This is a genomic window from Paenibacillus senegalimassiliensis (assembly GCF_001486585.1).
In the GTDB taxonomy this organism is placed as follows: domain Bacteria; phylum Bacillota; class Bacilli; order Paenibacillales; family Paenibacillaceae; genus Fontibacillus; species Fontibacillus senegalimassiliensis.
Map to the genome: position 1 here is coordinate 102,277 of NZ_LN909046.1, position 23,955 is coordinate 126,231.

A 23,955-nucleotide genomic window follows, 5' to 3' on the forward strand; every position below is an offset into this window, starting at 1 on the left:
GAGCATGGAGACGCTGTTTTGGGGCTGTTTTGTTGGAGGGGCCTTGTTCGCAGTCATTAGCGCGGTGCTGGGGGATCTGATTGGAAGCTGGCTGGACGGCCTGTTCGATTTTATGTCCGTTGATTTCCTGAAGCCGGTCATTTCGGCTTCGGCGGTTACTTCCTTTGGTGGAGCGGGTATCTTGCTAACCCGTTATACCGGACTTGGTCCGGCAGTCATCGTGATTGCGTCTATATTGATTGCAGGCTTATTATCAGTGGGGGTCTATTTCGCCTACGTTAAGCCCATGGAAAACAGCGAAAATTCTACCGGCTTCTCAAACTCTGAACTGCCCGGAAAAATGGGCGAGGTCACCGTTCCGATTCCGGCACAGGGTTATGGGGAGATCATGATACGGCTAGTCGCTGGCAATACGATTCACATTGCCTCTAGCTGGGATCGCAAAGATATTCCCGCCGGTACGTCTGTCGTCGTGGTAGATACGACGAAGGAAGGGACTGTGCAGGTGTCGGAACTGGATACTGGCTCATTGTAGCGACGAAACGAAGTATCTAATCAAGAAGAGGGAGCTGATGTGAGTTGTTTTTTGAGAACATTCCGGATTTTTTGTTTATTCCTTTGATTGTTATTGCGGTGATTCTGGTTCTGGGTCTGGCCTTCTGGGCTAGATACAAAACGGTTAGCCCGGATGAGGCGATGATCGTTACGGGTTCATTCCTGGGCAACAAAAATATTTCTGACGACCAGTCCGGTCGTAAAATCAAAATCGTGCGTGGTGGCGGTGCATTTATCTGGCCGATCTTCCAAAAGGCCGAATTCATGTCATTGCTGTCTCACAAGCTTGATGTCATGACCCCTGAAGTATATACGGAGCAGGGCGTTCCGGTATCCGCGGACGGGGTTGCGATTATCAAAGTAGGGAGCTCCATTGAGGATGTTGCGACAGCAGCCGAACAATTCATGGGCAAGCCTATTGAATCGCTGAAGGGTGAGGCGCAGGAAGTACTGGAAGGTCATCTGCGTTCCATTCTGGGCTCCATGACGGTTGAGGAAGTATACCGTAACCGCGACAAATTTGCTCAAGAAGTGCAAGGCGTTGCTGCCCGCGACTTGAAGAAGATGGGTCTGCAAATTGTTTCCTTCACCATTAAGGACGTAAGAGATAAGCACGGTTATCTGGAAGCGCTGGGTAAACCACGGATCGCTGCAGTTAAGCGGGATGCCGACATTGCCGAGGCGGAAGCGCTGCGGGATGCGCGGATTCAGAAGGCGCTTGCCGAAGAATCCGGGCAGAAGGCGGAAGTGCTGCGTGATACCAACATTGCCGAAGCCGAGAAGGATAAGGAACTGAAGGTAGCTTCCTTTAAGAAGGTTCAGGATACGGCCAAGGCGGAAGCGGACCAGGCCTACCATATCCAGGAGGCTAAAGCCAAGCAGTTGATGGTCGAGGAGCAAATGAAGGTCGAACTCGTGCGTAAGGAACGGGAAATTGACCTGCAAGAGAAAGAAATTACCGTTCGTGAGAAACAATATGATGCTGAAGTGAAGAAGAAAGCCGATGCCGATCGTTATGCGGTAGAACAAGCGGCCGAAGCCGACAAAGCCCGTAAAATGCGGGAAGCCGATGCCTTGCAATATTCGATTGAGACGCAAGCCAAGGCTTCTGCGGAACAGAAGCGTCTCGAAGGTCTGGCTATTGCCGATGCCGAACGTGCCAAAGGTACCGCCGATGCGGAAATTATCCGCTTGCGTGGTTTGGCTGAAGCCGAAGCGAAGGAGAAATTGGCTGAAGCGTTCCAGAAATTTGGCGAAGCCGCTGTACTCGATATTGTCGTCAAGATGCTGCCTGACTTGGCCCGTCAAATTGCTGAGCCGTTGTCCAGCATCGATAAGTTGACTGTAGTGGATACAGGAAAAGGTGAAGGCGCCGCACGGGTTAGCAATTATGTAACTGAACTGATGGCTACGGCACCGGATATGCTGAAGAGCGTATCGGGAATTGAACTGGATAAGCTGATCCAGGGCTTGACCAAGGGTAAGGTCGTTTCTACACCAGCTCCGTTCACGGCTTCCGTTGAGAACAAACCGGCTGCGGTTCTTCCGCCACAGCCACAGGCTGAGCAGCCTGCTCCGAAGATTGTGGAGCCTCCTTTGGACCCTCAAATCTAGAAGAGGAATGAGCTATCAGCCGAAGACCTTAATTTATTCATGAAATTTCTTTGGTTGATGCTTGACAATGTCTAAGGAGAAAGGTAACTTGGCATAGAGATAACTGAATGCAAGAAATGCAGCGTCCCGCCCTGCTTGGGCGAGGACGCTTTCAAATTGCCGTGAAATCGGCTGACAGAAGCGAAACAAATCGATTATAATGGGTGTAAGCGATTTCCGAGAATCAGACAAGAAGAGGTGCAACCGATTGTGAACAGCCTAAGCGTAGCCAAAGTGTTGAACAACAACGTCATTATCGCAAGACACCCGGAGCATGGCGAGGTCGTTGTAATCGGCAAAGGCATCGGATTCAATCGCAAGACGGGAGACTCGATCCCGCTGGAAGCGATTGAGAAACTGTTTATTCTCACAAGCCAGCAAGAACAGGAGCAATATAAGCAACTCGTACCTCAGGTGGATGAGCAGTTAATCGAGACGATTGGCGAGATCATTATGTATATTTCCGGAAAGACGGATGTACAGCTTAATGAGCATATTCATATCGCTCTCACGGACCACTTGGCGTTCGCAATCAAGCGTGCCGAGCAGGATCTCGCTTTCCACAATCCCTTCTTGTTCGAAACAAAGGAAATCTATCCGTTGGAATTTGAGCTGGCGCAATATGCCATTGATTTGATTCATCGGAAAATGGGAGTTGATCTGGGCGAGGACGAGGTAGGGTTCGTTGCCCTGCACATCAATAGCGCCATGACCAACCGTCATATTAGCGAGGTTCGCGGACATGCTCAATTGATTGCCGATTTGGTCAAGATTATTGAAGAGGAACTCCACTTTACGATCTTGAGGGATTCGCTGGATTATTCCCGTTTGTTGACGCATTTGCGTTTTGCCATTGAACGGGTACGCCGGGGTGAACAAGTGAGCGAAGTCGATAAGTTGGCTAGCTTGCTAGAGAAGGAATACCCTTCGCTTTATCTGCTGGCCGAGAAACTTACCCTGATCATGGAGCAGCGTTTAAAGATGCCGGTGTATCAGGCAGAGGTCAGCTACTTGACGCTGCATTTGCACCGTGTCGCTCCGGAGAATGTTCAATAGACTTCGCTTGCATGTGAAAAAAAGCTCTGTTATACTTTTGAACTGTAACCAACTAACTTCATAATCACAATGTGTGACTGATTCGATCAGGCATGAGTTGATTATAGTTTTTTTGATTGTATCGCGTGAATCCGGGGTAACATATCCCTAGGTGGCTTTGATACATGAGAGGAGACTCTATTAGCTCATGCTTTTATTTTTTTGTATCCGTTACACATTTGGCTTTGGTTATCGCCATCCCTTACAATAAAGGGAGCGTATCATATACATCTACCTAAATTATAAGCAGAAAGCGAGAGGATTGAATATGGAAAGAACGTTCAGAATTACCGATGAGGATGGAATTCACGCACGCCCGGCTACGGCACTGGTTAATACAGCAAATAAATTTAAAGGAGCCGAATCCTTTGCAGAGGCTAACGGCAAGAAAGTAACATTGAAATCTATCCTTGGTGTATTGTCCCTGGGTCTGGAGCAAGGAGATTCGTTCAAGCTGATCGTTGAAGGAGAAGAAGCCGCAGATGCACTTCAAGCGCTCACTGATGTCATGGTCAACGAAGGGTTGGGAGAAGTGAATGCTTAATATTGCCGGTATTGCCGCTTCCGCCGGCGTGGCTATTGCCAAGGCATTTAAGCTGGAGCATCCCGACTACACGGTAACTCGCCGGGAAGCTGCTGATCCGGCCGCAGAACTTGCGCGTCTGGATGATGCACTGGCAAAATCCCAGCAGGAGCTTGAGGCGATCAAAGAGCGCACGCTTCAAGAGCTTGGTGAGAAAAAAGCGGAGATTTTTGAGTCTCATTTGCTGATCCTAAACGATCCTGAACTGCTGACTCCGGTTCGCGATAAGATTCAATCGGCTAAGGCTAGTGCAGAATTTGCGCTGGATGAAACGGCATCTGAATTCATCACCATGTTCGAGAACATGAAGAGCGCCTATCTTAAAGAACGCGCCGCAGATATGCGGGACGTTACCAAGCGAGTATTAACGCACCTGCTTGGATTGACCTATGTTAATCCGGCTGATATCAGCGAAGAAGTCATCGTCATTGCCGAGGATTTGACACCATCGGATACGGCGCAATTAAACCGTAATTATGTCAAGGGCTTCACCACGAACATTGGCGGACGTACTTCGCACTCTGCAATTATGGCTCGTTCCCTGGAGATCCCGGCTGTGGTCGGAACCAAGGATGTGCTGGAGCAAGTGAACAGTGGCGATCTTGTCATTGTGGATGGTTTGGACGGTCATGTGATCGTCAATCCTAGTGAAGACGTTATTCGTGAATATACGGATAAACGCGACAACCATCTTCGTCAAATCGAAGAATGGAAGAAGCTTCGCGGGGTCAAGACAGAGTCCAAGGATGGCGTGCACGTGGAGCTTGCGGCTAATATCGGGACTCCTAACGATGTGACGGGCGTGCTTGAGAACGGCGGGGAGGGCGTAGGCCTGTATCGGACCGAGTTCCTCTACATGGGACGTACAGAACTGCCTTCCGAGGACATCCAGTTCAACGCCTACAAGACCGTCTTGGAGAAGATGGAAGGCAAGCCTGTTGTCGTCAGAACGCTTGATATTGGTGGCGACAAGGAGTTGCCTTATCTGAACCTGCCGAAGGAGATGAATCCGTTCCTGGGCTTCCGGGCCATTCGCCTGTGCCTGGAGCAGAAGGATATCTTCCGTACTCAGCTTCGCGCGTTGTTGCGGGCCAGTGTGTATGGACCGCTGCGGATTATGTTCCCGATGATCGCTACGTTGGATGAATTCCGGGCGGCCAAGGCGCTGCTGTTGGAAGAGAAGGATAAATTGAAGGCTGAGGGCATTCAAGTATCCGACGAAATTCAACTGGGTATCATGGTAGAAATTCCTTCAACTGCCGTTCTGGCGGATCAGTTCGCGAAGGAAGTGGACTTTTTCAGTATTGGAACCAATGACCTTATTCAATATACGATGGCCGCAGACCGCATGAATGAACGTGTCTCCTATCTGTATCAACCATACAACCCGGCGATTCTGCGTCTGGTCAGCATGGTGATTGAAGCTGCTCACAAGGAAGGCAAGTGGGCTGGCATGTGTGGTGAAATGGCAGGCGATGCTACAGCCATTCCGCTGCTGCTCGGCTTGGGTCTCGATGAATTCAGCATGAGCGCAACCTCCATTTTGCCAGCACGTTCGCAAATTTCCCGGTTGTCTAGAGCAGAAATGAAGGAACTGGCAGCCAAAGCATTGCAAATGCAGACCGCTGAGCAAGTGGTTGAATTGGTTCGCAGCATCGAAGAATAACAGGGTTAGCTTTTCCAACCGTTTTGCGGGTTTCCTATAGGCCGGCGCCGTTGTGCGCCGGTTTTTTTTGCAATATGGTTTATTTTTGGTCGCTTTTGGGATAAAGTGAATTAAAATCAACTATTTGAACTAACTCTATTAGGATCACAGGAGTAACTCTATATGCAGACTAACTATACTAATATAGGCATTATTGATATCGGCTCCAACTCCATTCGGCTGGCTATATATGAAACGGCGCCGCAAGGTGCTTATCGGCTCATCAATGAGAAGAAGGAATCGGCTCGGTTAAGTGAAAAAATGAATCCGGAGGGAGCGATGGAGCGGGCTGAAATCCTCTCTATTGTGCCTATTCTTCGCCAGTTTCGCGAGGTTTGCCGAGCTTATGCTTGCGGACAAGTCCGAGTTGCGGCTACGGCAGCGATTCGCAACGCGGCAAATGCTGAAGAAATCAAGGCTTTGCTGGAAGCCGAGACTGGTCTGGACATTGAGATTCTCACCGGAGAGCAGGAAGCCTATTACGGCTTCGTGGCCGTAGCTGGGGGGATGACCAACGAGGACGGCTTTATTATTGATATCGGCGGGGGGAGCACGGAGATTGCGCTGTTCCAAGGACGGCGTATGATAAGCAGCGTATCGCTGCCGATTGGAGCCGTCAATGCCCAGGTGAGGTTCGGACCGGCTTCAGAGCCTTGGACGGCTGAGCAGATCGGGCGCTTGCAGAGCGAGGTAGAGCGCTTGCTGAGCGGCTTACCCTGGATCGATGCACATCCGGGCTTGCCGCTTATCGGCTTGGGAGGGACTATACGTACGCTGGGCAAGCTGGATCAGCGGCGGCGGAAGTATCCACTCCGCCTGGCCCATAACTATCTGCTGGAGACGGACAGCCTTCGGCACTATGCCGAAACGCTCCCCGACCTGCCGCTGGACAAGCGTAAGCGCATGGACGGATTATCCAAGTCGCGCGTGGATATTATAGTGCCAGGTACGCTTATCCTGTACACCGTTCTGCGGCGGATCGGGTCCATCTACTGTCAGGTTAGCGGCGCCGGCTTGCGCGAAGGCCTGCTCCAAAATACGCTAGGGCTGGAGTTACCTGCTGCGGCCGAGGTACTCGAGCGTCAGGCCGAGACCCTGCTTACCTTCCATACGCAAGCCCCACGGGAGCATTTTCGCCAAGTAAGCCGTCATGCTGAACAGATTTACCATTTGCTAGCAGGTGCAGAGGAGCCGCAAATCAGCCGGCTCTTGCAGACTGCTTCGCGCCTATATAAGATTGGTGGGGACATTCGTTACCATCAATATGATAAGCATACCTTGTACTGGATGACTCAAGCCCCCCTTGGGGCCTTAACCCATCGGGAAGCTGTATTATGCAGCTTGATTGTGGATTACCCAGCCAACCATGGCAAGAAAGTAAACTTTGGCGTATATCGGGGTCTGCTTAAGGACAAGGATGATGAGTTAGTTGAAAGACTGGGTGCTTTGGTGGAGGTTGCTCTTGCTATGGATGCCAGCGAGACACAGTCGGTACAGATTCGGGAGATGGAGCTGAAAGGGGCTGCCTTGCGGCTGAAATTAGAAAGCCGCAGCCAAACTTACCTGGAAATCAGGCAGCTTGCGACTGCGGCCAAAAGCTTCAAGCGAGCTTGGGGGATTACACTAGATTGGTCGGTTCATCCGTCTTCCACAGATTAATCTGGTGGGCGGAGAACTGGCTGCGGCAATCTGGCTGGGTATTGCGGATCGGTTCATACTTTCCGCTGGATACCAGCCTTTTTGCTTTGACATTATCAGCAAGTGATAGATTCAGGATTTGGACCAAGGTCTCCCGGGTGTCCTCCTTGGTGACTGGACACATCAGTTCAATCCGGCGCGTCAGGTTGCGTGTCATCCAGTCAGCACTCGAAATATAGACCTCCGGTTGCCCCCCATTCTCGAAATAATAGATGCGGGAGTGCTCGAGGAAGCGGTCCACGATACTGCGTACGGTAATTTGCTCGCTAAGCCCTTCAACACCGGGGCGAAGACAGCAGACACCACGCACAATCAAATCGATATGGACGCCAGCCGACGAGGCTTCATATAACTCATCAATCATTTCCTGATTGGATAAGGAATTCATCTTGGCAATGATTCGTGCTGGTCTTCCTGCAGCAGCATGTCCAGCTTCCCGTTGAATTAGCTCAAACAGCTTGTCCTTCATGCTGGTGGGAGCGACGGTCAACGTCTTCCAATGCCCCGCTTCCGAGTATCCCGTGATCAGGTTGAACAACTGGGAAGCATCTTCTCCGATAAGCGGGTCTGTCGTAAACAAGCCGATATCGGTATACAGGCGGGCGGTGGTATCGTTGTAGTTACCTGTCCCTACATGAATGTAGCGCTTGAGGTCGCGGCCTTCCTGGCGAACGACAAGCAAAATCTTCGCATGGGTCTTCAATCCGACCAGACCATAGACGACATGGCAGCCGGCCTTCTCCAGCGTGCGCGCCCAGGCAATATTACGTTCCTCATCAAAGCGTGCCTTCAGTTCCACGACGACGGTCACCTGCTTGCCGGATTCAGCGGCATTGGCCAAAGCCTGAATCAGCGGAGAATTGCCGCTGACTCGGTAGAGGGTCATCTTGATGGCCATCACCGCAGGGTCCTCTGCGGCCTGGTCAATAAAATCGGTGACCGCATCAAAGCTCTCGTAAGGGTGGTACATCAGCACATCGCGTTCTTGCAACACTTCAAAGAAATCGGTGTTGTGCCCGAATTCCCGTGGATATACGGGATCAATTTGGGGATAACGGAGCTTGGGATACCCTTTGACCGCACCGGGCAAGCGGCCGAGATAGCCGAGATCGAGCGGTCCGTCAATCTCGAAGATCGCTTCCCCGACCTCAAATTCATCCTCTAGTAATTCAAGGGCGTAAGGGTGAATACCCTTCTGAATTTCCATCCTGACGGGTGAGCCCCAACGCCGCTTCCGCAGTTCCTTCTCGATCTCCTCCAGCAAATCTTCGGCGCCTTCTTCATCAAAGGCCAAGTCCGCATTACGCGTAAGCCTGAATTCATGAACGGCTAGCGGTTCGTAACCGCTGAACAACGTTTGGATATGATGACGGATCAGTTCTTCAATAAGGATGAACGCTTGCTTCTTACTGTTGGAATGGTTCGGTAAGGGAATAATTCTGGACAAGTTCGACGGGATTTGCACAATGGCAAAATAAGGGGATCTCTCTTCCCCGTCCTCATCGATTTGCGGCTCGTTCTCTCTCTTGAGCACGACAGATAAATAGACAAATCCCGTATGTACCAGTGGAAATGGGCGGCTTTGATCGACGGCCATCGGAGTGAGGACCGGAAAGACAATATCGTGGTAGTAGGTCTCCATCGATTTCCGCTGCGCCATATTCAGATCATCGTATTTGAGAAACATGATATTTTCCCGAACAAGCTGCCTGGATATATCCCGGAAGGTACGATACTGTTCGGTGACCATGGCCGAGATGCGACTGATTAGACGCTTGTACAGCCCGGCTGGGGTATAACCCGTAAAGTCCTTCTTCACATATCCTGCCCGGATTTGATCCTGTATGCCGGCGACACGCACACTCATGAATTCATCCAGGTTGCTGGAGACGATGGACAGAAATTTGGCCCTCTCCAGCAAAGGGGTACTTGAATCCCTTGCTTCCAATAGCACACGCCGATTAAATTCCACCCAACTGAGATCGCGGTTCAAGTACCGTGGTCCTAGTTTTTTGATTCCCGTAAGCGCCATTTGTATGACCTCCGCTTTAAGTGACGATTCTGACTGAAGAACAGGCAAGTTAGCTGTTCTCCTCCTCATTTTACTATGCCGGAAAGAAGCGAATTGCATACTTTTGTAAACTCTATGTAAAAATTATAACTCTATGTAAAGTTTATTCAAGAAATTGAGAGTTTCTTGGTAGGTTGTTGTAAAAGATGGGTAATATATGAGTAGGGCGCCGATGTGCGCCAGACAGGGAACTATTCTGAGGAGGTTGTTGCAAGATGAGTACGAACCATCACACGTTCCAACTAAACGTTACGCCCAGAACGGAATTCCATCGCTCTTCGCTGCGCGAGTTGAGACAAAATGGCCGTGTTCCGGCCGTCGTTTATGGAGGCGAGTCCGAGAACCTTGCGGTTCATGTGGATGTGAAGCAGCTTGTGAAGGTAGCACGTACGGGAAGATCGGAATTCTTCGACCTGAAGGTAGAAGGAGGACAAACCTTGCCAGTGTTGATCAAGGACCTTCAACAGCGCAGAGGAGAAATCATTCACGCCGATTTTCAGCAGGTATCCAAGAACAAGCCAATTCGCGTAAAAGTACCTTTAAGCTTTACGGGTACAGCGCAAGGCACCAAGGTTGGAGGCATTCTGCAATTTCAGGCAACAGAGTTGGACGTAGAGGGGCTGCCGGGCGTATTGCCTGCAAGCCTGGAGATAGATATTACTGCGCTTGATGTTGGTGACAAGCTGACAGCCAGCGAGGTCGAATTGCCGAAAGGCATTATCCTGCACGCTCAGCCGGAAGAGGTACTTGCGGTCGTTCTGCAACAAACGCTGGATACGGCAGCGGAGGATGCGGGTGCAGCGGATAGTGAGCCGGATGCAGAGGCTAAGAACACGGACGAGGGCTAAGCCTGGTTTTCGGAACGGTTGTCAGAAACATCAAGCAATTTCAGGCTAACGGAAGGCAGGTTATCCCATGTATTTCGACTTCAAGGGGGTAGCCTGCTTTTTTTGTCCGGCTTGACGAATCCAGCTTTTGTAACTAGAATGGTTGCAGGATTAATACAATTTATATGATAAGGAAAGAAGGGGTCGCATGCCGCCAAAAACCAAAACCAATGCCTTGGCCCGGCGCAAAGCCGAGCAATTAAAAGAGCAGCAAAAGATGAAAACGAGACGTTTGATCTGGTTCACGACGGTGGGACTACTGATCGTCCTGATCATTGCCGTATTGGCGTTCCAGCCTGCACCGAAGGCTGCGGAATTTGATTATGCCAATCTGCCCGTATTGGGACAAGCTGACGCGCCAGTCAAAGTGGTGGAATTCGGGGACTATCAGTGTCCGGCCTGCAAGAGCGTCAATGAACTGGTTAAGCCAAGCCTGGTTAAAGACTACATAGATGAAGGCAAGGTGGCCTTCTACTTCATGAACCTGCCGTTTATCGGCACGGATTCCTTCACAGCAGCGCTGGCTGCACAAGCCGTGTATCATCAGGATCAGGAAGCCTTCTGGCCTTATTTTGATGCGATTTACGAGCATCAGGGAGAAGAAAATGCCGGATGGGCCTCCCAGGAGTTCCTGGTAGAGCTGGCCAAGCAATTGGAATTGCCGATTGATTACGACCTGCTGCAACAAGACATCGCCGAAGCGACTTACCAGAGTGAGGTTGAGGCGCACCTGGCGCAAGGGAACAAGCTGAGGGTGGACAGCACGCCGACCTTCTTCATCAACGGTATTGAATATGTTGGCCATCTGGGAGATTACGAGGCGCTTAAGAAGACCATTGATCTGGAATTGGCAAAATAGAGGGGATAGACGGGAGGAATAACAGGGTATGCGGGCTTTTCTGAGGAATTACGGTATTTATATGGCCTGGCTGGTGGCGCTGGTGGCTACGGCGGGCAGCCTGTACCTGAGTGAGGTGCTGCACTACGAGCCTTGCCGCTTGTGCTGGTTCCAGCGTATCTTCATGTATCCCCAGGTTCTGCTACTGGGAGTGGCAGCGTATCGTCAGGATCGGCATATCATTCCGTACTCTCTGCTGCTTAGCATCGTGGGAGGTGCAATATCCGTATATCACTACGCCGAACAAAAAATCCCTGCCTTATCCCGTCTGCTTCCTTGCAAGGTAGGGGTTCCCTGCAACGTGGATTACCTCGGCAGCGGGTGGCTTGGTTTTATCACGATTCCTTTCATGGCGCTAATTGCCGCTATTTTAATTGTGTTGTTCCTGCTGGCGGCCCGGCAGCAGCCCGCTGAGGAAGAGCTGGAGGACTAATAATAACATGTAACGTCCGTGCGGCCTTGGCTGTGGCGGGCGTTTTTGTGTTGCGAGCAATTAGGCAGAATCTCCAGGATATTTTTCCAGGATAAGGAGTGTGAAATATTGTAATTTTCGGTTGAGGGGATGAATGGGCTGCTTGGATCAGATGAGCTAAAATGAAGGAGGTTAGTATCTTATTTCCCCAAAGGAGGATATCTCGTGGTGCAAGCTAATCATACAAAATCAGGGTCCGAAAGAGTGGCGCTTCATCAAGTGCGAATTCAGGATGATTTCTGGAGTTATTATATTGGTCTGGTCAAGGATGTGGTGGTGCCCTATCAGTGGGAGGCGCTGAATGATCGGGTCGAGGCAGCCGAACCTAGTGGTGCGGTACGTAATTTTCGGATTGCCGCCGGCTTGGAGCAGGGTGAATTTTATGGGATGGTGTTCCAGGATAGTGATGTGGCCAAATGGCTGGAAGCGGTGGCTTATCTTTTGGAAACGGATACAAATCCGCAGTTGGAGCAAATTGCTGATGAAATGATTGATATTATTGCTCTGGCTCAGCGGGAGGATGGGTATCTGAATACGTATTTTCAGTTGAAGGAGCCGGATAAACGCTGGACGAATCTGACGGAGTGTCACGAGCTCTATTGCGCTGGACATATGATCGAGGCAGGGGTTGCTTACTACCGGGCTACGGGGAAAAACAAGCTACTTCAAGTGGTGAGTAAATTTGCGGACTATATTGATCAAGTATTCGGTAACGAGCCCGGCAAGCTGGCCGGTTATGATGGGCATCAGGAGATTGAGCTTGCGCTGGTAAAGCTTTATGAGGTGACAGGGGAAGAGCGTTATTTGCAGCTAAGTCAGTATTTTCTGGATCAGCGCGGGCAACAGCCGTCGTTCTTCGAAGAGGAGTTCAAGCAACGAGGCGGCAAGACCTTCTGGCCCGGTACGGTGGGGGAACGAGTGGACTTGGAATATCATCAGGCCCATCTCCCCGTTAGAGAGCAGGAGACGGCCACCGGACATGCCGTGCGGCTCATGTATATGCTGGCAGGGATGGCTGACGTAGCGGGAATGACCGGGGACGACACGATGCTGGCCGCTTGCCGGAAGCTATGGGACAACGTGACCGGGAAGCAGATGTATATTACCGGCGGAGTAGGCTCCATGCCTCAGGGCGAAGCCTTCTCGTTTGACTATAACTTGCCGAATGATACGGTATACGCGGAGACTTGTGCCTCCATCGGTCTGATCTTTTTTGCCCATCGGATGCTGCGCATTGCTCCCGAATCGAGATATGCCGATGTGCTGGAACGCGCACTGTATAACACAGTGGTTGGTGGTATGGCCAGGGATGGGAAGCACTTCTTCTACGTCAATCCGCTTGAGGTAGATCCCAAGGCTTGCGGAGGGGGCAATCATAGCGTAGATCACGTTAAGCCGGTACGTCAGGGCTGGTTCGGTTGTGCCTGCTGTCCGCCCAATGTGGCTCGATTGCTGGCCTCTCTGGGTGAGTATATCTATTCAGTTCAAGGGGATACCCTCTACACCCATCTATACATTGGCGGGGAAGCGGAGCTTAAGGTAGGGACTGGAGCAGTCAAGCTGGCGCAAACGACGAATTACCCTTGGGACGGGACCGTTCAATTTGCGGTGGAGCCAGCAGGAGTAGAGCACTTCACGTTAGCTCTTCGCATTCCTGATTGGTGTCCTGAAGCGAAGGTAGTGGTCAACGGAGAGGTTCAGGCACCGGATGCAGCCCTAGTTCGGAATGGGTACTATTTGCTGCAGCGGGACTGGCAGGCTGGAGATAAGGTGGAATTGACTTTGCAAATGCCTGTTACCCGGATGTACAGCCATCCGCTTGTGAGAGCCAATGCCGGGAAGGTGGCACTGCAACGTGGACCGCTGGTCTACTGCCTTGAAGAAGCGGACCAAGGGCCTCATTTGCATGAGATGATCTTGCCAAGGTCTGCCGCCTTGCGTGATACCTGGGCCAAGGAATTGCTTGGTGGGGTGGTCACGGTGGAGGCTGAGGGAATCAGACTGTCGGAGCAGGGCTGGCAAGGTGGCTTGTACAGCTCTGCTGCCCATCCTTCCGAGGAGCAGGTGACGCTCAAATTTATTCCGTATTATGCCTGGGCGAACCGGGGGGAGGGAGAGATGACGGTGTGGCTGCGCGAACATTGATTGCCCTTCTCGGGTGAGGCTGTGACAAGTGCCTAATTATCCGCATATGATACCGGAGATGATCATCTTTTGGCAAAGGAGAGGGCGGCTCTGAAAAAGATCAAGCCTGTAAAATCCGGCGGAGCGAAGAAATCGCTCTACTATGTGGATAATCCCGAGATTAATGAATTAAAGATGTTGGAAGAACGGAAAGGATCGGCGCAATCCAAGACGAAGGAGATTCATATTCATCAGACGCCAACGCTGTCACCGGCACCTCCCAAGAAGGACCAGCCTAACTTGGCAACTGGTCTGCCGGGGAAGGAGGCTGCCTTGGGCCGGAATCAACAACAAGGATTAAATGAGTTGTTGGTGGAAAAGGCGGCACCCCATCAGGAAGCGGGCATTATTTACACTGACGATCTCATCGATGCTGCTGTAACGGGAGAGAAAATTGCTCCATTTACCATTGATGCGTCCCGGATTATGCGTGGCTCCATCGGCACAGCCTGGATTGCGGATTATGCGGTGGAGAATGCCAAGCTGGCTGATCAGGCCGTAACCTCCCAGAAGCTGGCTCCATCGTCGGTGAACGGCAATCATCTGGCGGAGGGGTCCATCGAGGGCCGAGCTATCCGTGACCAATCTATTCGCGGGGAGAAATTGGCGGATGGCAGTATCACACCGGAGAAGCTGGCCGACCGGGCCATCACGGGCGAGAAGCTGGCGGAAGGAACGATCCAAAGTCGCCATCTCGGCGAATGGATGATTACGTCGGACTTGGTGCAGGATCAAGCCATCACGGGCGAGAAAATTCGTAGCGGCGCAATTCAGGCATCCCAGTTGGCGAATGGAGCGGTGGATACTTCCAAGCTGGGCGATCAATCCGTTACGACATCCAAGCTGCGTGACACTTCTGTAACTTCGGGTAAGCTAGCCGAAGGAGCTGTGGAGAGCCGCCATTTGGCGGATCATGCCGTTTCACCAAGACATCTGGCCCCAGGGCAGATCGGTCAGGAGCATCTGGCCTGGTCGAGTGTAGGGACAGACCAGTTGCAGGAAGGGAGCATCACAGGAGATCATGTGGGGGAAGGGATCATTGATTCCCGTCATATCAAGCCAGGGGCAATAACCGGCGGGCATGTGCAGACGGGAAGCATCGGGCAAGCTCATATTGGAGATGGAGAAATCAAAGGCCGGCATGTTGCCGACAAGTCGATCCTCTTCACCAAGCTTAGCGACCAGTCCGTGGGCACCTCACATATTGTTGAGCAGTCCATTACTTCCTCCAAAATTGCCGATCAGAGCATTCTCCCGGGGAAAATATCCAATGAAGCCGTGCTTGCCCGTCACCTAGCTCCAGGCGCTGTGCAGTCTGGTCATCTAGCCCCCGGCGCAGTCACGGACACTCATCTGGCACCCGCCTCGGTGCAGGCCGGACAATTGGCTCCATCGGCGGTGCAGGAATGGCATTTGGCTGATGGTTCCGTCACTGGCGAGAAGCTGGGGGATGCTGAGGTATCAGGAGAACATCTCGTCTCGGGAGCAGTTGGTACCCAACATTTGCAAGCCGGTAGCGTAACGGCGGAGAAGCTGGGAACGGGCAGCGTGACGATGCGGTCCATCGGCTTTGGTGCGATTACTGAAGCGGCGATCGGAGGGCGGCAAATTACGTCAGGCCATCTGGCGCTGGGAGCAGTTCACGGGATTCATCTTGCTCCGGGGTGTGTAGATGGAAGACTGCTGCAAGAGGGGGCGGTCCGAGAGGAGCATCTGGGCGAGGGAGCTGTCTTCTCGCAGCATCTTCAAGATCACGCGGTTACAAGCTTGAAGTTATCTCCTGAAAGTGTGACCACAGACAAATTAGGCGATTTGTCCGTAACTTCTTCAAAATTGTCTGAAGGCAGTATAACCTCCGGGAAGCTGGGGCTTCAGTCGGTAGAGTCCAGACATCTGGCTCACGGGTCTGTTGACGAAGCAGCATTGGCAGCAGGAAGCATCCAAGCGGCGCATCTGAGCCCAGGTTCAGTGACGTCGGAGCAATTGGGCGCGCTAGCGGTGGAAGCGGGGCATTTGGCGGCTGATTCGGTGTCGGAACGGGCTTTGCAACGGGGAGTAGTTACGGCGGATAAGTTGAGCGAAGGGTCTGTGTGCTCTTCTCATCTGGCTGAGGCTAGCGTAGCCGGGCAGCATCTGTCAGCCGGTTCGGTCAATGGCTATCATCTTGTGGCCGAAACGATCAAATTGGAGCATCTGGCTCCTGAAGTGCTGCAACAGGGATTGCTGCCGGAGGATGGCATCAACGGCAAGGACATTCAGCCCGCTTCAATTGGACGCGCGCATTTGCAACCAGGGGCAGTGGATGCTGAAGCATTGAATCAAGCAGCGGTTGGTTCCGCTCACTTGCAGCCAGGAGCAGTGCAACAGGAGCATCTGGCGGCAGGAGCCGTCGGTGCACAGCAGCTTGGCGCAGAATCGGTGGGCAGTCATCATGTGCAATCCGGAGCATTTGGCCCCGAGCACCTCACCTTTGCTCCGGTGCAAGCCGCCAGCGGAGGAGTCGCACAGCAGCAATTCGGTATGGCCGCATTCTTGCTGCAACAACATGAAGCCGAGACGGAAATCGTCATAACCTTTGAGGCACCGTTTGTCTCATCCGAGTTCGTGATCGTAGCCATGACGAATCATTCTGCTTATTATGCGACGCTCAAAGAGCAAGCTGCGGATTCGGCGGTGTTAACGGTCTCCAGACTCAAGGACAGTTCGGTTAATTACGGTTGTGTCACCTGGATTGCGGTTGGCAGCATCTGATTATTTAAGCTATACAGGCAAGTATGTAATGGCTGCAAAACAAGAAAAGGTCGCCTTAGTGCGATCTTTTTTTGTTTTGAAAAAGAGGCTTCTTACATGAGGGTGACATATATTTCAGTGCCTGTGATTTTGCGTACAGCAATTCTGCGACGAATTACCTACTATAGTGGAAACCGCTTGCAAATTATTTTTTTATCTTGTTATGTGAATGATTTCACGTTACTGCAAGTGAGTGGTCTGAACAATACCTGCGTGGTCGGGGAGGGGCGCGACGGCCCGGAGAATGGTTCGTCATTTTCGGGCGAAGGGCAGATAAAAGTTGGGGTAAACATCATGAACATACATAAGCAAGGGCAACGTCCGATGAATTTCATGAGGGAGAGGATTTTATTTTGAAAAAGTTAATATGTATTACCATTAGTGCGACATTGGTCTTATCAGCTTTGTCGTTGACGGTAGGGGTGTCCGGATTTAAATTGACGGGCATCGACGCCGTATCCGCAGCTTCGGAAGCTGCCGAAACGCCAGCCAAGGAGACACCTGCCAAACCAACAACGAAGACTCCTACGAAAACGACCACACCAAGTAAAACGACGACGAAGACACCAACGACCAAGACGCCTAGCAAGACGACTCCGGCACCTGCAAAGACAACAACGCCGGCCAAAACACAGGCCCCGGTTGTTAAACCCGCCGAAAGCCGCTATGCCGATGGCGTATATGTTACTTACGGAGATGCATACTCCAAGGGAACTGAGGGAGCCAAGGTTACAATTAAGGATGGGAAGATAAGCGCGCTGGAACTGCTCAGAACCAGTCCCAAGCTTATCGACCGGGATGCGCGCAGCAATTACAGCGGCCTGTGGCAGGCTTATGAAATCATGAAGAAGAATCTGCTAGGCAAGACGCAAGAGCAAGCTGCCAAAGTGGACGTTGTAGCAGGAGCTACCCGTTCTGCCGAAGGGTGGAAGCTGTCCGTCGACCGCGCTTTCCAGAGAGCCTTGAAGGAGAAGCCGCAAGGGGTAACTTACTTTGCTGGTGAGCACATGGGTGTAGATTCTGAAGGCAAATATATGGTGTTCGCCAGCTTTGATGCCACGAAGCGCACGGACGTCAAAGTGTATCCACTGGATGCCAGCGGCAATGCCGTAGATGAAGCCAAATGGACGGAAGAACAAGCGGCACTTGTTAAATCTCTCGCTTCGGCCTTGCTGGCGAACGGAAGCGAAGCGGCTGCAGTGAAAGGCCAAGAGGCCGAATTCAAAGCTGCAGCAAACGCTTATTGGGATGCCGAGCAGAATGCAAAGGTGAACAACGACTCGAAATATATCGATGGATTCTACTCCGCTTACGGTACAGCCCGTGATAAGGGCGTAGAGCGAGCCGATATCTATATCCGTAATGGCAAGCTGGTTGATGTGAAGCTGTACAGACTGGGGGCTAACCTGCTGGATCGTGGCGACACGGCGTATGCGGATGTGGTAAAGGCCAATGCACCTATGGTCGCCAAGCTGCTGGAGAAAGGCTCGTATGTAGCTGATTTCAACAATGACGTGGATGCAATATCCGGGGCAACGGAGAGCTGTCATAGCTGGAACGTGGCCGTGGAACGAGCATTTGAGAAGGCCTTGAAGGTTCCTGGCAAGGTTCAATATTTCGAGGGTACCTTTGCCGGAGTAGACAATTTGTCCAAAGTGCTGGTATTAGCTGACATTCAGGAGGACCTGGTTACCAAGGTCAAAGTTCATTTGTTCGGGGCTGACGGCAAGTTGGTTGCTAATGACAAGCTGACGGATGAGCAACAAACATTAGTGCTGGAGCTGGAGAAGGGGCTTATCGCCAAGGGCGCAAATATGACACCGATTGTGGGCGAAGAGAATTTGTCCATGTCGGCCAGAGCCGCCTTTGCTGATCTGCTGAATAATGCCTCAAAGGTACAGGGCAATTACAAGGATGGGGAATTCACTGCTTACGGAGATGCTTATGATAAAGGAACGAATCGCGCCGATGTCACACTGCGTAACGGTGTTATTGTAGGATTGAAGTTGTACCGGGTTGGCGTTAACATGATTGACCGTGGAGAGTCGGCTTATGCTGATGTGGTCAGAGGCATTCCGATTTTGACTCGTGACCTGTTGTTTGCCGGGACGAGAGAACGTGCAGCGACAGTAGATGCGGTTGCTGGCGCAACAAGCAGCAGCAATGCGTTGAAGGCGGCTGTAGATCATGCCTATAAGAAGGCTGAAATTAGCGAACCGTACAAGGCTGCATATATCAATGGCATTTTTGCCGGAGTAGATCAAGAGCGTTCAGTTTACGTCATGGTTACGGTGCAGAATAACGTGCCATTCAAGATGGAAGTATTCTATCTTGACGAGAACAGCAAGGTGAAGCCGGTAGAGCAATTGACGGAAGACGAGAAAACGGTCAAGGACGAAATTGAAACTCCGACTACGGAAGGTCCGTTGCATAAATACGGATATCGTCCGGCAGCGTTCGGGGATACGGATGGCGTTAAGGAGCTTTCTGCCAAAGTGGTGGATGCTGTCAAAAATGCGCTTGAGAATGCGGGAAGATAAGCAACAGCATTTGCGAATCAACTTGCTCAAAGCTTAACAACAAGAAGCCCTTGGCACCTGCCGGGGCTTCTTGTCATAGAAATCGGTGTTTTTGGGCTGAGCTTTTCACAGTCCCGATGTATAATAGGGATATTATAGCTTCGGGAGGAATTATCGTTGACGCAAATTAATCAATTAAAAACTCAGGACGAATTCGTAGGCTACTATTTGCTGAAAACGCTGGAAGTGAAGCAGACAAATGCCAATCCGCCCAAGGATTATCTCGATATGGTCCTGTGTGACGCCACCGGGGAGCTTCCGGCCAAGTTCTGGGACGCCTCATCTACAGATAAAGAAACATTTTTCCCCATGGGACTGGTTAAGGTTCGAGGACTTGTGCAAACGTATCGCGAGAAACTGCAAGTTAAGGTGATGCAGATTCGCCCGGTCAAGCCAGAGGATGAGGTGAAGTTGACAGACTTCATTCGTTCAGCGCCGATTACCCCGGAGACACTGGTTCAGACCATTCAAGGGGTCATTGCCGAAATCAAGGATGAAGAGATTCGCTCGCTAGTTCAGTTCTGTGTAGGCAAGGTGGAGGAGAAGCTGGCCGTGTATCCGGCAGCGAAAACGCATCATCATGCCTATTTTGCCGGATTGGCTTATCATACCGTAAGAATGCTGGAGATCGGCGAATTCCTGTGCGGACAGCGCCCTTTCCTGAATCGTGATTTGTTAAAGGCTGGCATTATCTTGCATGATATCGCCAAAACCGAGGAATTGGTGGCCGAACTTGGTATCGTGTCCGAATATAGTACGCAAGGCAAGCTGCTTGGACATATCTCCATGGCTTCCCAGTGGATTACCGAAGCGGCGATTCGCCTTGGCATTGCGCTTGATTCGCCCAAGGTGGTCGGATTACAGCATCTGGTGTTGTCGCATCATAATTTAGGGGAATGGGGCAGTCCGGTGCAACCTCAGATTGCCGAAGCGGTAGCCTTGCATCATATCGATGCGCTGGATGCCAAATTGCAAATGGCGGAGGATGCCTTGTCCACCACGCCGGAATCGGAGGAATGGACACCGTACATTCGCGGCCTGGAGAACAAGGGCATCTACCGTTTGAAATGGTAGGGGAATATAGGACTATTCGACATCAAAATTAAAGTAGGTATTCTTGTAAGGCTCGTCTTTATACGTATAATGCCACCATTCCTTACTGTATGGCTTGAAGCCATGCTTGACCATCGCGGTCTTCAGGATATAACGGTGCGTCCGCTGCTCCTTGGTCAGGTGCTTCGCACCATGGGCTGAGATTGTACCAAGGAAATCTACTCGGCTGCCCATATCGACCTCTTCGCCGGTTCGCTTGTAGACCAGGGTCAAATCGACGGTGCTGCCACGGGAATGTCCCGATTTGGAGGACAAGTAACCCAGCTTGAACAAGTTCTTCTTGTCGATATCCGGGTAAAATATTTCCTTCATCTCGGTGGCCCCCGGCTGCTTGGACCAGGCCACAAAATGATTTACTGCCTTTTGCGGGCGGTAGGCATCAATGATCTTCAGCCGGTATCCCTGCTTATCGACCTCGTCGCTTACCTTCTTCAAGGCCCGCGCAGATCTCAAAGTCATGATGGCGAAGGGTGCGTTATAACCATCAATGCGTTTGCCGATAAAATTCTCGTCGCTGTAATAGCGGATATCGTACAGCGCATCCGGGAGAATCTCGTCGAGGTAGACAAAGCCCTTGCCTTCCGGCAAACGGTTCTGCTTCACAGGCATTACGTTATCCGGGGCATTCTCGGAGGCTGGCTTGGTTGGTATTGCTGCAGCTTGGCTATGTTCGCTTGCTGTGCTCCAGGTCAGGAGCATCATGAAGATAGCGGTACAGAGAAAGCCAACTCCCATTCGGATGCATACATTCCGGGGGGATGAAGGTGGGGTTGGGATACGGGAAGCCGTATCGGCGGTGGTATGTCGGAATTTGCGGGACAACATAGCGTACTCCTCTCATATGCAAAAGTAGACTAACAACTTCGTTGCGGTGCCTTGATTATAGCATACTACTTAAACATCGTTCGACATTGGATATATATCATGATATATTATTGTATATATCAATTTCTTGTAAGTCTGTAAGGATGTGTAGGAGGATGGGTATGAACGAAACAGCCTCGTCAAAGCCGATGTACGAAAAAATATTCGATGATGTAAAGAAGAAAATTATAGACCACGGCTATAAGCCAGGGGATCGGATTCCCTCGGAAAAAGAGCTGGCCGAAGAATACCATGTAAGCCGGATTACGAGCAAGAAGGCAATGGAACTGCTCGCGGCCGAGCGGTTCATCGTGCGGAAGCCGGGGCGGGGCTCCTTTGTGGCCGACCCCGAATCGGAGGGATTTGAGGCCGCGGGAGCGGGAGGTCCAGAGTCTGAACGAAGAAGGTTTACCTCCGGCAAAGAGCGTACCGGGAAGTTAATAGGTGTCGTTCTGACGGACTTCGCGGGCAGTTATGGTACCCGGCTTATCTACGGTATTGAGGATGCGGCACGCGAACGGGATTGTTACGTGGTGTTGCGCCGGACGTTTGGGGTTCAGGAGAATGAGGAAGAGACCATCCGTAAGTTGTTGGAGCTTGGGGTGGACGGCCTGATTGTGTTCCCCGCTCAAGGAGAGTATTTCAATGCGGAAATTCTGAAGCTGGTGATCAAGCAATTCCCGCTGGTGCTGATTGACCGTGAGTTAAAGGGCGTTGCAGCAGCTTCCGTCAGCACTGATAATGCTGCGGCAGCCTCAATGGCAGCGGAATATCTATTTGACTTAGATCATACCCATATCTCATTGTTATCCCCGCCCCCGGTGGATACCTCGGCAGTAGAGGACCGGATTGAGGGATTTGTGCAGGCTCATGCGGCAAGAGGGGTGGCGGTAGACCGCAGTCTATGGGTGTGCAATCTGACCTCCACCTTGCCGAACTCGTTCAGCGACGAGAACATCGAGCGGGACATTGAGAAGATTATGAAGCATTTGCAGGCTAACCCGGCGATTACTGCGTTCTTTGCGATTGAATACTATATCGCCTTGCTTGCCAAGGCCGCGGTCAAACGGCTGGGAATGAGTATTCCAGAGGACATCTCAATCATCTGCTTCGATAATCCACAGTTCAGAATGGGGGAAGGTTATGTCTTCACCCATATGCGCCAAGGCGAAGAGAGTATGGGCAAGTTAGCAATCGATAATGTGATGGAGATCATGGAGCAGCGACCGGTAGCCAGCAAAATTAAGCTGTCTGCTGAGCTGATTCCGGGCCAATCTACAGGACCTGCTCGTAGTTCGCAAGGGTGAATAAGCCTAAAGAATACTTCTCATAGCAAGGTAATAAGCAACTCCCTGATAGCTTTCATAAAAGCTATCAGGGAGTTTTTTTATATACCAGGAGAATTATTTGTGAGTTATTGACATAATGATATTATGCTAATATACTTTATCTATTGAAAGCGCTTCAAAAACCATGATGTTTGAAACGAAAAGGGAGGTTTTGGGCATGAGAAAAGGACTTATGGTTACATTGGTGATTGTTATGCTAGGCGCTCTGTTGGCTGGGTGCGGAGGTAGTAATGAGGGAAGCCAAGGCAGTGAGGGCAAGGATGGCAAGGTCCAACTGACATTTTGGGGCGATTGGGGCGGAGAAGGACAGAAGCAGTTTGAGACAATGGTAGATGCATTCAACCAGTCACAAGATAAAATCGAGGTTAAATACGTGCTTCAGCAGGATATGATTACGAAATTCCTGACGGCTGCGACAAGCGGTGGATCACCAGACGTTCTGTTCTGGGATCGCTGGAGAACTTCACTATATGCTCCCAAGAACGTGCTACGTCCCATAGATGAATACATGACCCGGGACGGAATCAATGCAGGAGATTTCTATGAAGAATCGCTCAAGGAGTTAACCTACAACGAGCAGTTATATGGATTGCCGTTAACGGTAGACGCACGGGCGTTGTTCTACAATAAGAAAATGTTTGCGGAAGCGGGCTTAGAGGCACCGACCAACTGGGATGAATTAGAGAAGGCCGCCACCGCTTTGACCAAGTGGAACGGCAACAAGTTGGAGGTTGCTGGCTTCTCCATGGCCGATCCTGGTCTGTTTAGCATGTATTTGCAGCAAGCTGGCGGGCAAATGCTTGGTGAAGACGGGAAGACGGGCTTCAACAGCGAGCAGGGCAAGCAGGTCCTGAAATTTTGGCAACGTCTGCTGAATGACAACAAGGTATATAAGGTTGGATTCGAGGAAGGGCTAGGCGAGGGAAATGATGCATTTGTTACCGGCAAGGTTGCCATGCTGTACACCGGACCTTGGATGATGAGCACCTACAACAAATACGGGAAGGACCTGGAATACGGTATCGTGCCACCGCCAAGCGGTCCAAAAGGGGATCAGGGCAGCGTCATGGGCGGCTTTGGGCTGGTTATTCCGCAAGGCTCCAAGCATCCGGAGGAAGCCTGGGAGTTTATCAAATGGTGGACGGCCAATAAGGATAACGCCATGTTGTGGGCTAAAACAAGTCTGAATATGCCGGGCTTCAAGCCGGCGCTTGAGGATGACTTCTTCGTAGCCGATCCACTCTGGAAGCCGTTCACGGAAACATTGGAATTCGCCAAGACGCGTCCAACGCATCCGGGGTATTCCGTGATGGAGGAGAATGCGCTGATTCCCAGCCTGGAGCTATTACAGCAAAATAAGCAAGGCATCGAGGGGACATTGAAGAAGGCCCAGGAGCAAGGTGACAAGTTGCTTGCGGACAATGCGGTCGTTAAGTAGAACGATCGCCAAAGGGGGAAG

At 51.3% G+C, this 23,955-nt stretch carries 18 protein-coding genes; 16 read left to right on the forward strand and 2 right to left on the reverse strand.

The genetic code is table 11. The features are described from left to right. Positions 1 to 4: 4 nt before the first annotated feature. From BN3279_RS14570 to BN3279_RS14595, 6 genes are all read left to right on the forward strand, one after another. Positions 5 to 535: an NfeD family membrane protein gene (locus BN3279_RS14570; protein ID WP_059051918.1), complete on the forward strand. Its 531-nt coding sequence runs from the start codon at positions 5 to 7 to the stop codon at positions 533 to 535. 59 nt (positions 536 to 594) lie between these two features. Beyond that, complete coding sequence (locus tag BN3279_RS14575; protein ID WP_059054428.1) at positions 595 to 2,169, forward strand: flotillin family protein; 1,575 nt, start codon at positions 595 to 597, stop codon at positions 2,167 to 2,169. A gap of 249 nt (positions 2,170 to 2,418) precedes the next feature. Further along, positions 2,419 to 3,264 carry a glucose PTS transporter transcription antiterminator GlcT gene (glcT, locus tag BN3279_RS14580; protein ID WP_059051919.1) on the forward strand — a complete coding sequence of 282 codons (846 nt, stop codon included), beginning with the start codon at positions 2,419 to 2,421 and terminating at the stop codon, positions 3,262 to 3,264. Positions 3,265 to 3,571: 307 nt separating this feature from the next. Further along, entirely contained in the window at positions 3,572 to 3,847 is a 276-nt protein-coding gene (locus BN3279_RS14585) for an HPr family phosphocarrier protein (RefSeq protein ID WP_018753147.1), read from the forward strand. Beyond that, entirely contained in the window at positions 3,840 to 5,552 is a 1,713-nt protein-coding gene (gene ptsP, locus BN3279_RS14590; protein ID WP_059051920.1) for a phosphoenolpyruvate--protein phosphotransferase, read from the forward strand. Before BN3279_RS14585 ends, ptsP begins: the two co-directional genes overlap by 8 nt. A 162-nt stretch (positions 5,553 to 5,714) precedes the next feature. After that, the gene (locus BN3279_RS14595) at positions 5,715 to 7,250 is read left to right on the forward strand and encodes a Ppx/GppA phosphatase family protein (protein ID WP_059051921.1); all 1,536 of its coding nucleotides are present in this window, start codon (positions 5,715 to 5,717) and stop codon (positions 7,248 to 7,250) included. Here the strand turns inward: BN3279_RS14595 and ppk1 are convergent. Next, complete coding sequence (gene ppk1 / locus BN3279_RS14600; RefSeq protein WP_059051922.1) at positions 7,210 to 9,321, reverse strand: polyphosphate kinase 1; 2,112 nt, start codon at positions 9,319 to 9,321, stop codon at positions 7,210 to 7,212. The genes BN3279_RS14595 and ppk1 overlap by 41 nt on opposite strands. Before the next feature lie 254 nt (positions 9,322 to 9,575). On the opposite strand from ppk1, the gene BN3279_RS14605 reads away from it, so the two are divergent. From BN3279_RS14605 to BN3279_RS14640, 8 genes are all read left to right on the forward strand, one after another. Then, positions 9,576 to 10,208, forward strand: a complete 633-nt coding sequence (locus tag BN3279_RS14605) for a 50S ribosomal protein L25 (protein ID WP_059051923.1) — start codon at positions 9,576 to 9,578, stop codon at positions 10,206 to 10,208. 187 nt (positions 10,209 to 10,395) lie between these two features. Beyond that, positions 10,396 to 11,106 (forward strand): DsbA family protein, encoded by a 711-nt coding sequence (locus BN3279_RS14610; protein WP_059051924.1) that lies wholly within the window; start codon positions 10,396 to 10,398, stop codon positions 11,104 to 11,106. 28 nt (positions 11,107 to 11,134) lie between these two features. Next, a complete protein-coding gene (locus BN3279_RS14615) occupies positions 11,135 to 11,578 on the forward strand; it encodes a disulfide oxidoreductase (protein ID WP_059051925.1) in 444 nt (147 codons plus the stop codon). A gap of 207 nt (positions 11,579 to 11,785) precedes the next feature. Continuing rightward, positions 11,786 to 13,762, forward strand: a complete 1,977-nt coding sequence (locus BN3279_RS14620) for a glycoside hydrolase family 127 protein (RefSeq protein ID WP_059054430.1) — start codon at positions 11,786 to 11,788, stop codon at positions 13,760 to 13,762. A gap of 69 nt (positions 13,763 to 13,831) precedes the next feature. Continuing rightward, entirely contained in the window at positions 13,832 to 16,552 is a 2,721-nt protein-coding gene (locus tag BN3279_RS14625) for a WIAG-tail domain (RefSeq protein WP_059051926.1), read from the forward strand. 96 nt (positions 16,553 to 16,648) lie between these two features. Continuing rightward, positions 16,649 to 16,948 (forward strand): hypothetical protein, encoded by a 300-nt coding sequence (locus BN3279_RS14630; RefSeq protein ID WP_059051927.1) that lies wholly within the window; start codon positions 16,649 to 16,651, stop codon positions 16,946 to 16,948. Continuing rightward, entirely contained in the window at positions 16,945 to 19,131 is a 2,187-nt protein-coding gene (locus BN3279_RS14635) for an FMN-binding protein (protein ID WP_059051928.1), read from the forward strand. Before BN3279_RS14630 ends, BN3279_RS14635 begins: the two co-directional genes overlap by 4 nt. Before the next feature lie 156 nt (positions 19,132 to 19,287). Further along, complete coding sequence (locus tag BN3279_RS14640) at positions 19,288 to 20,244, forward strand: 3'-5' exoribonuclease YhaM family protein (RefSeq protein WP_059051929.1); 957 nt, start codon at positions 19,288 to 19,290, stop codon at positions 20,242 to 20,244. A 12-nt stretch (positions 20,245 to 20,256) separates the two neighbouring features. Here the strand turns inward: BN3279_RS14640 and BN3279_RS14645 are convergent, their stop codons facing one another. Further along, positions 20,257 to 21,105, reverse strand: a complete 849-nt coding sequence (locus tag BN3279_RS14645; RefSeq protein WP_198343583.1) for a M15 family metallopeptidase — start codon at positions 21,103 to 21,105, stop codon at positions 20,257 to 20,259. A gap of 164 nt (positions 21,106 to 21,269) precedes the next feature. On the opposite strand from BN3279_RS14645, the gene BN3279_RS14650 reads away from it, so the two are divergent. Both BN3279_RS14650 and BN3279_RS14655 read left to right on the forward strand, forming a co-directional pair. Further along, positions 21,270 to 22,454: a GntR family transcriptional regulator gene (locus BN3279_RS14650; protein WP_059051930.1), complete on the forward strand. Its 1,185-nt coding sequence runs from the start codon at positions 21,270 to 21,272 to the stop codon at positions 22,452 to 22,454. 199 nt (positions 22,455 to 22,653) lie between these two features. Then, positions 22,654 to 23,934 carry an ABC transporter substrate-binding protein gene (locus BN3279_RS14655; RefSeq protein ID WP_059051931.1) on the forward strand — a complete coding sequence of 427 codons (1,281 nt, stop codon included), beginning with the start codon at positions 22,654 to 22,656 and terminating at the stop codon, positions 23,932 to 23,934. Positions 23,935 to 23,955: the final 21 nt, after the last annotated feature.

Coding starts and splice junctions, on each gene's coding strand:
- BN3279_RS14570 (WP_059051918.1), top strand. CDS start 5: ATGGAGACGCTGTTTTGGGGCTGTTTTGTTGGAGGGGCCTTGTTCGCA.
- BN3279_RS14585 (WP_018753147.1), top strand. CDS start 3,572: ATGGAAAGAACGTTCAGAATTACCGATGAGGATGGAATTCACGCACGC.
- ptsP (WP_059051920.1), top strand. CDS start 3,840: ATGCTTAATATTGCCGGTATTGCCGCTTCCGCCGGCGTGGCTATTGCC.
- BN3279_RS14595 (WP_059051921.1), top strand. CDS start 5,715: ATGCAGACTAACTATACTAATATAGGCATTATTGATATCGGCTCCAAC.
- ppk1 (WP_059051922.1), bottom strand. CDS start 9,321: ATGGCGCTTACGGGAATCAAAAAACTAGGACCACGGTACTTGAACCGC.
- BN3279_RS14605 (WP_059051923.1), top strand. CDS start 9,576: ATGAGTACGAACCATCACACGTTCCAACTAAACGTTACGCCCAGAACG.
- BN3279_RS14610 (WP_059051924.1), top strand. CDS start 10,396: ATGCCGCCAAAAACCAAAACCAATGCCTTGGCCCGGCGCAAAGCCGAG.
- BN3279_RS14615 (WP_059051925.1), top strand. CDS start 11,135: ATGCGGGCTTTTCTGAGGAATTACGGTATTTATATGGCCTGGCTGGTG.
- BN3279_RS14630 (WP_059051927.1), top strand. CDS start 16,649: ATGAGGGTGACATATATTTCAGTGCCTGTGATTTTGCGTACAGCAATT.
- BN3279_RS14650 (WP_059051930.1), top strand. CDS start 21,270: ATGAACGAAACAGCCTCGTCAAAGCCGATGTACGAAAAAATATTCGAT.
- BN3279_RS14655 (WP_059051931.1), top strand. CDS start 22,654: ATGAGAAAAGGACTTATGGTTACATTGGTGATTGTTATGCTAGGCGCT.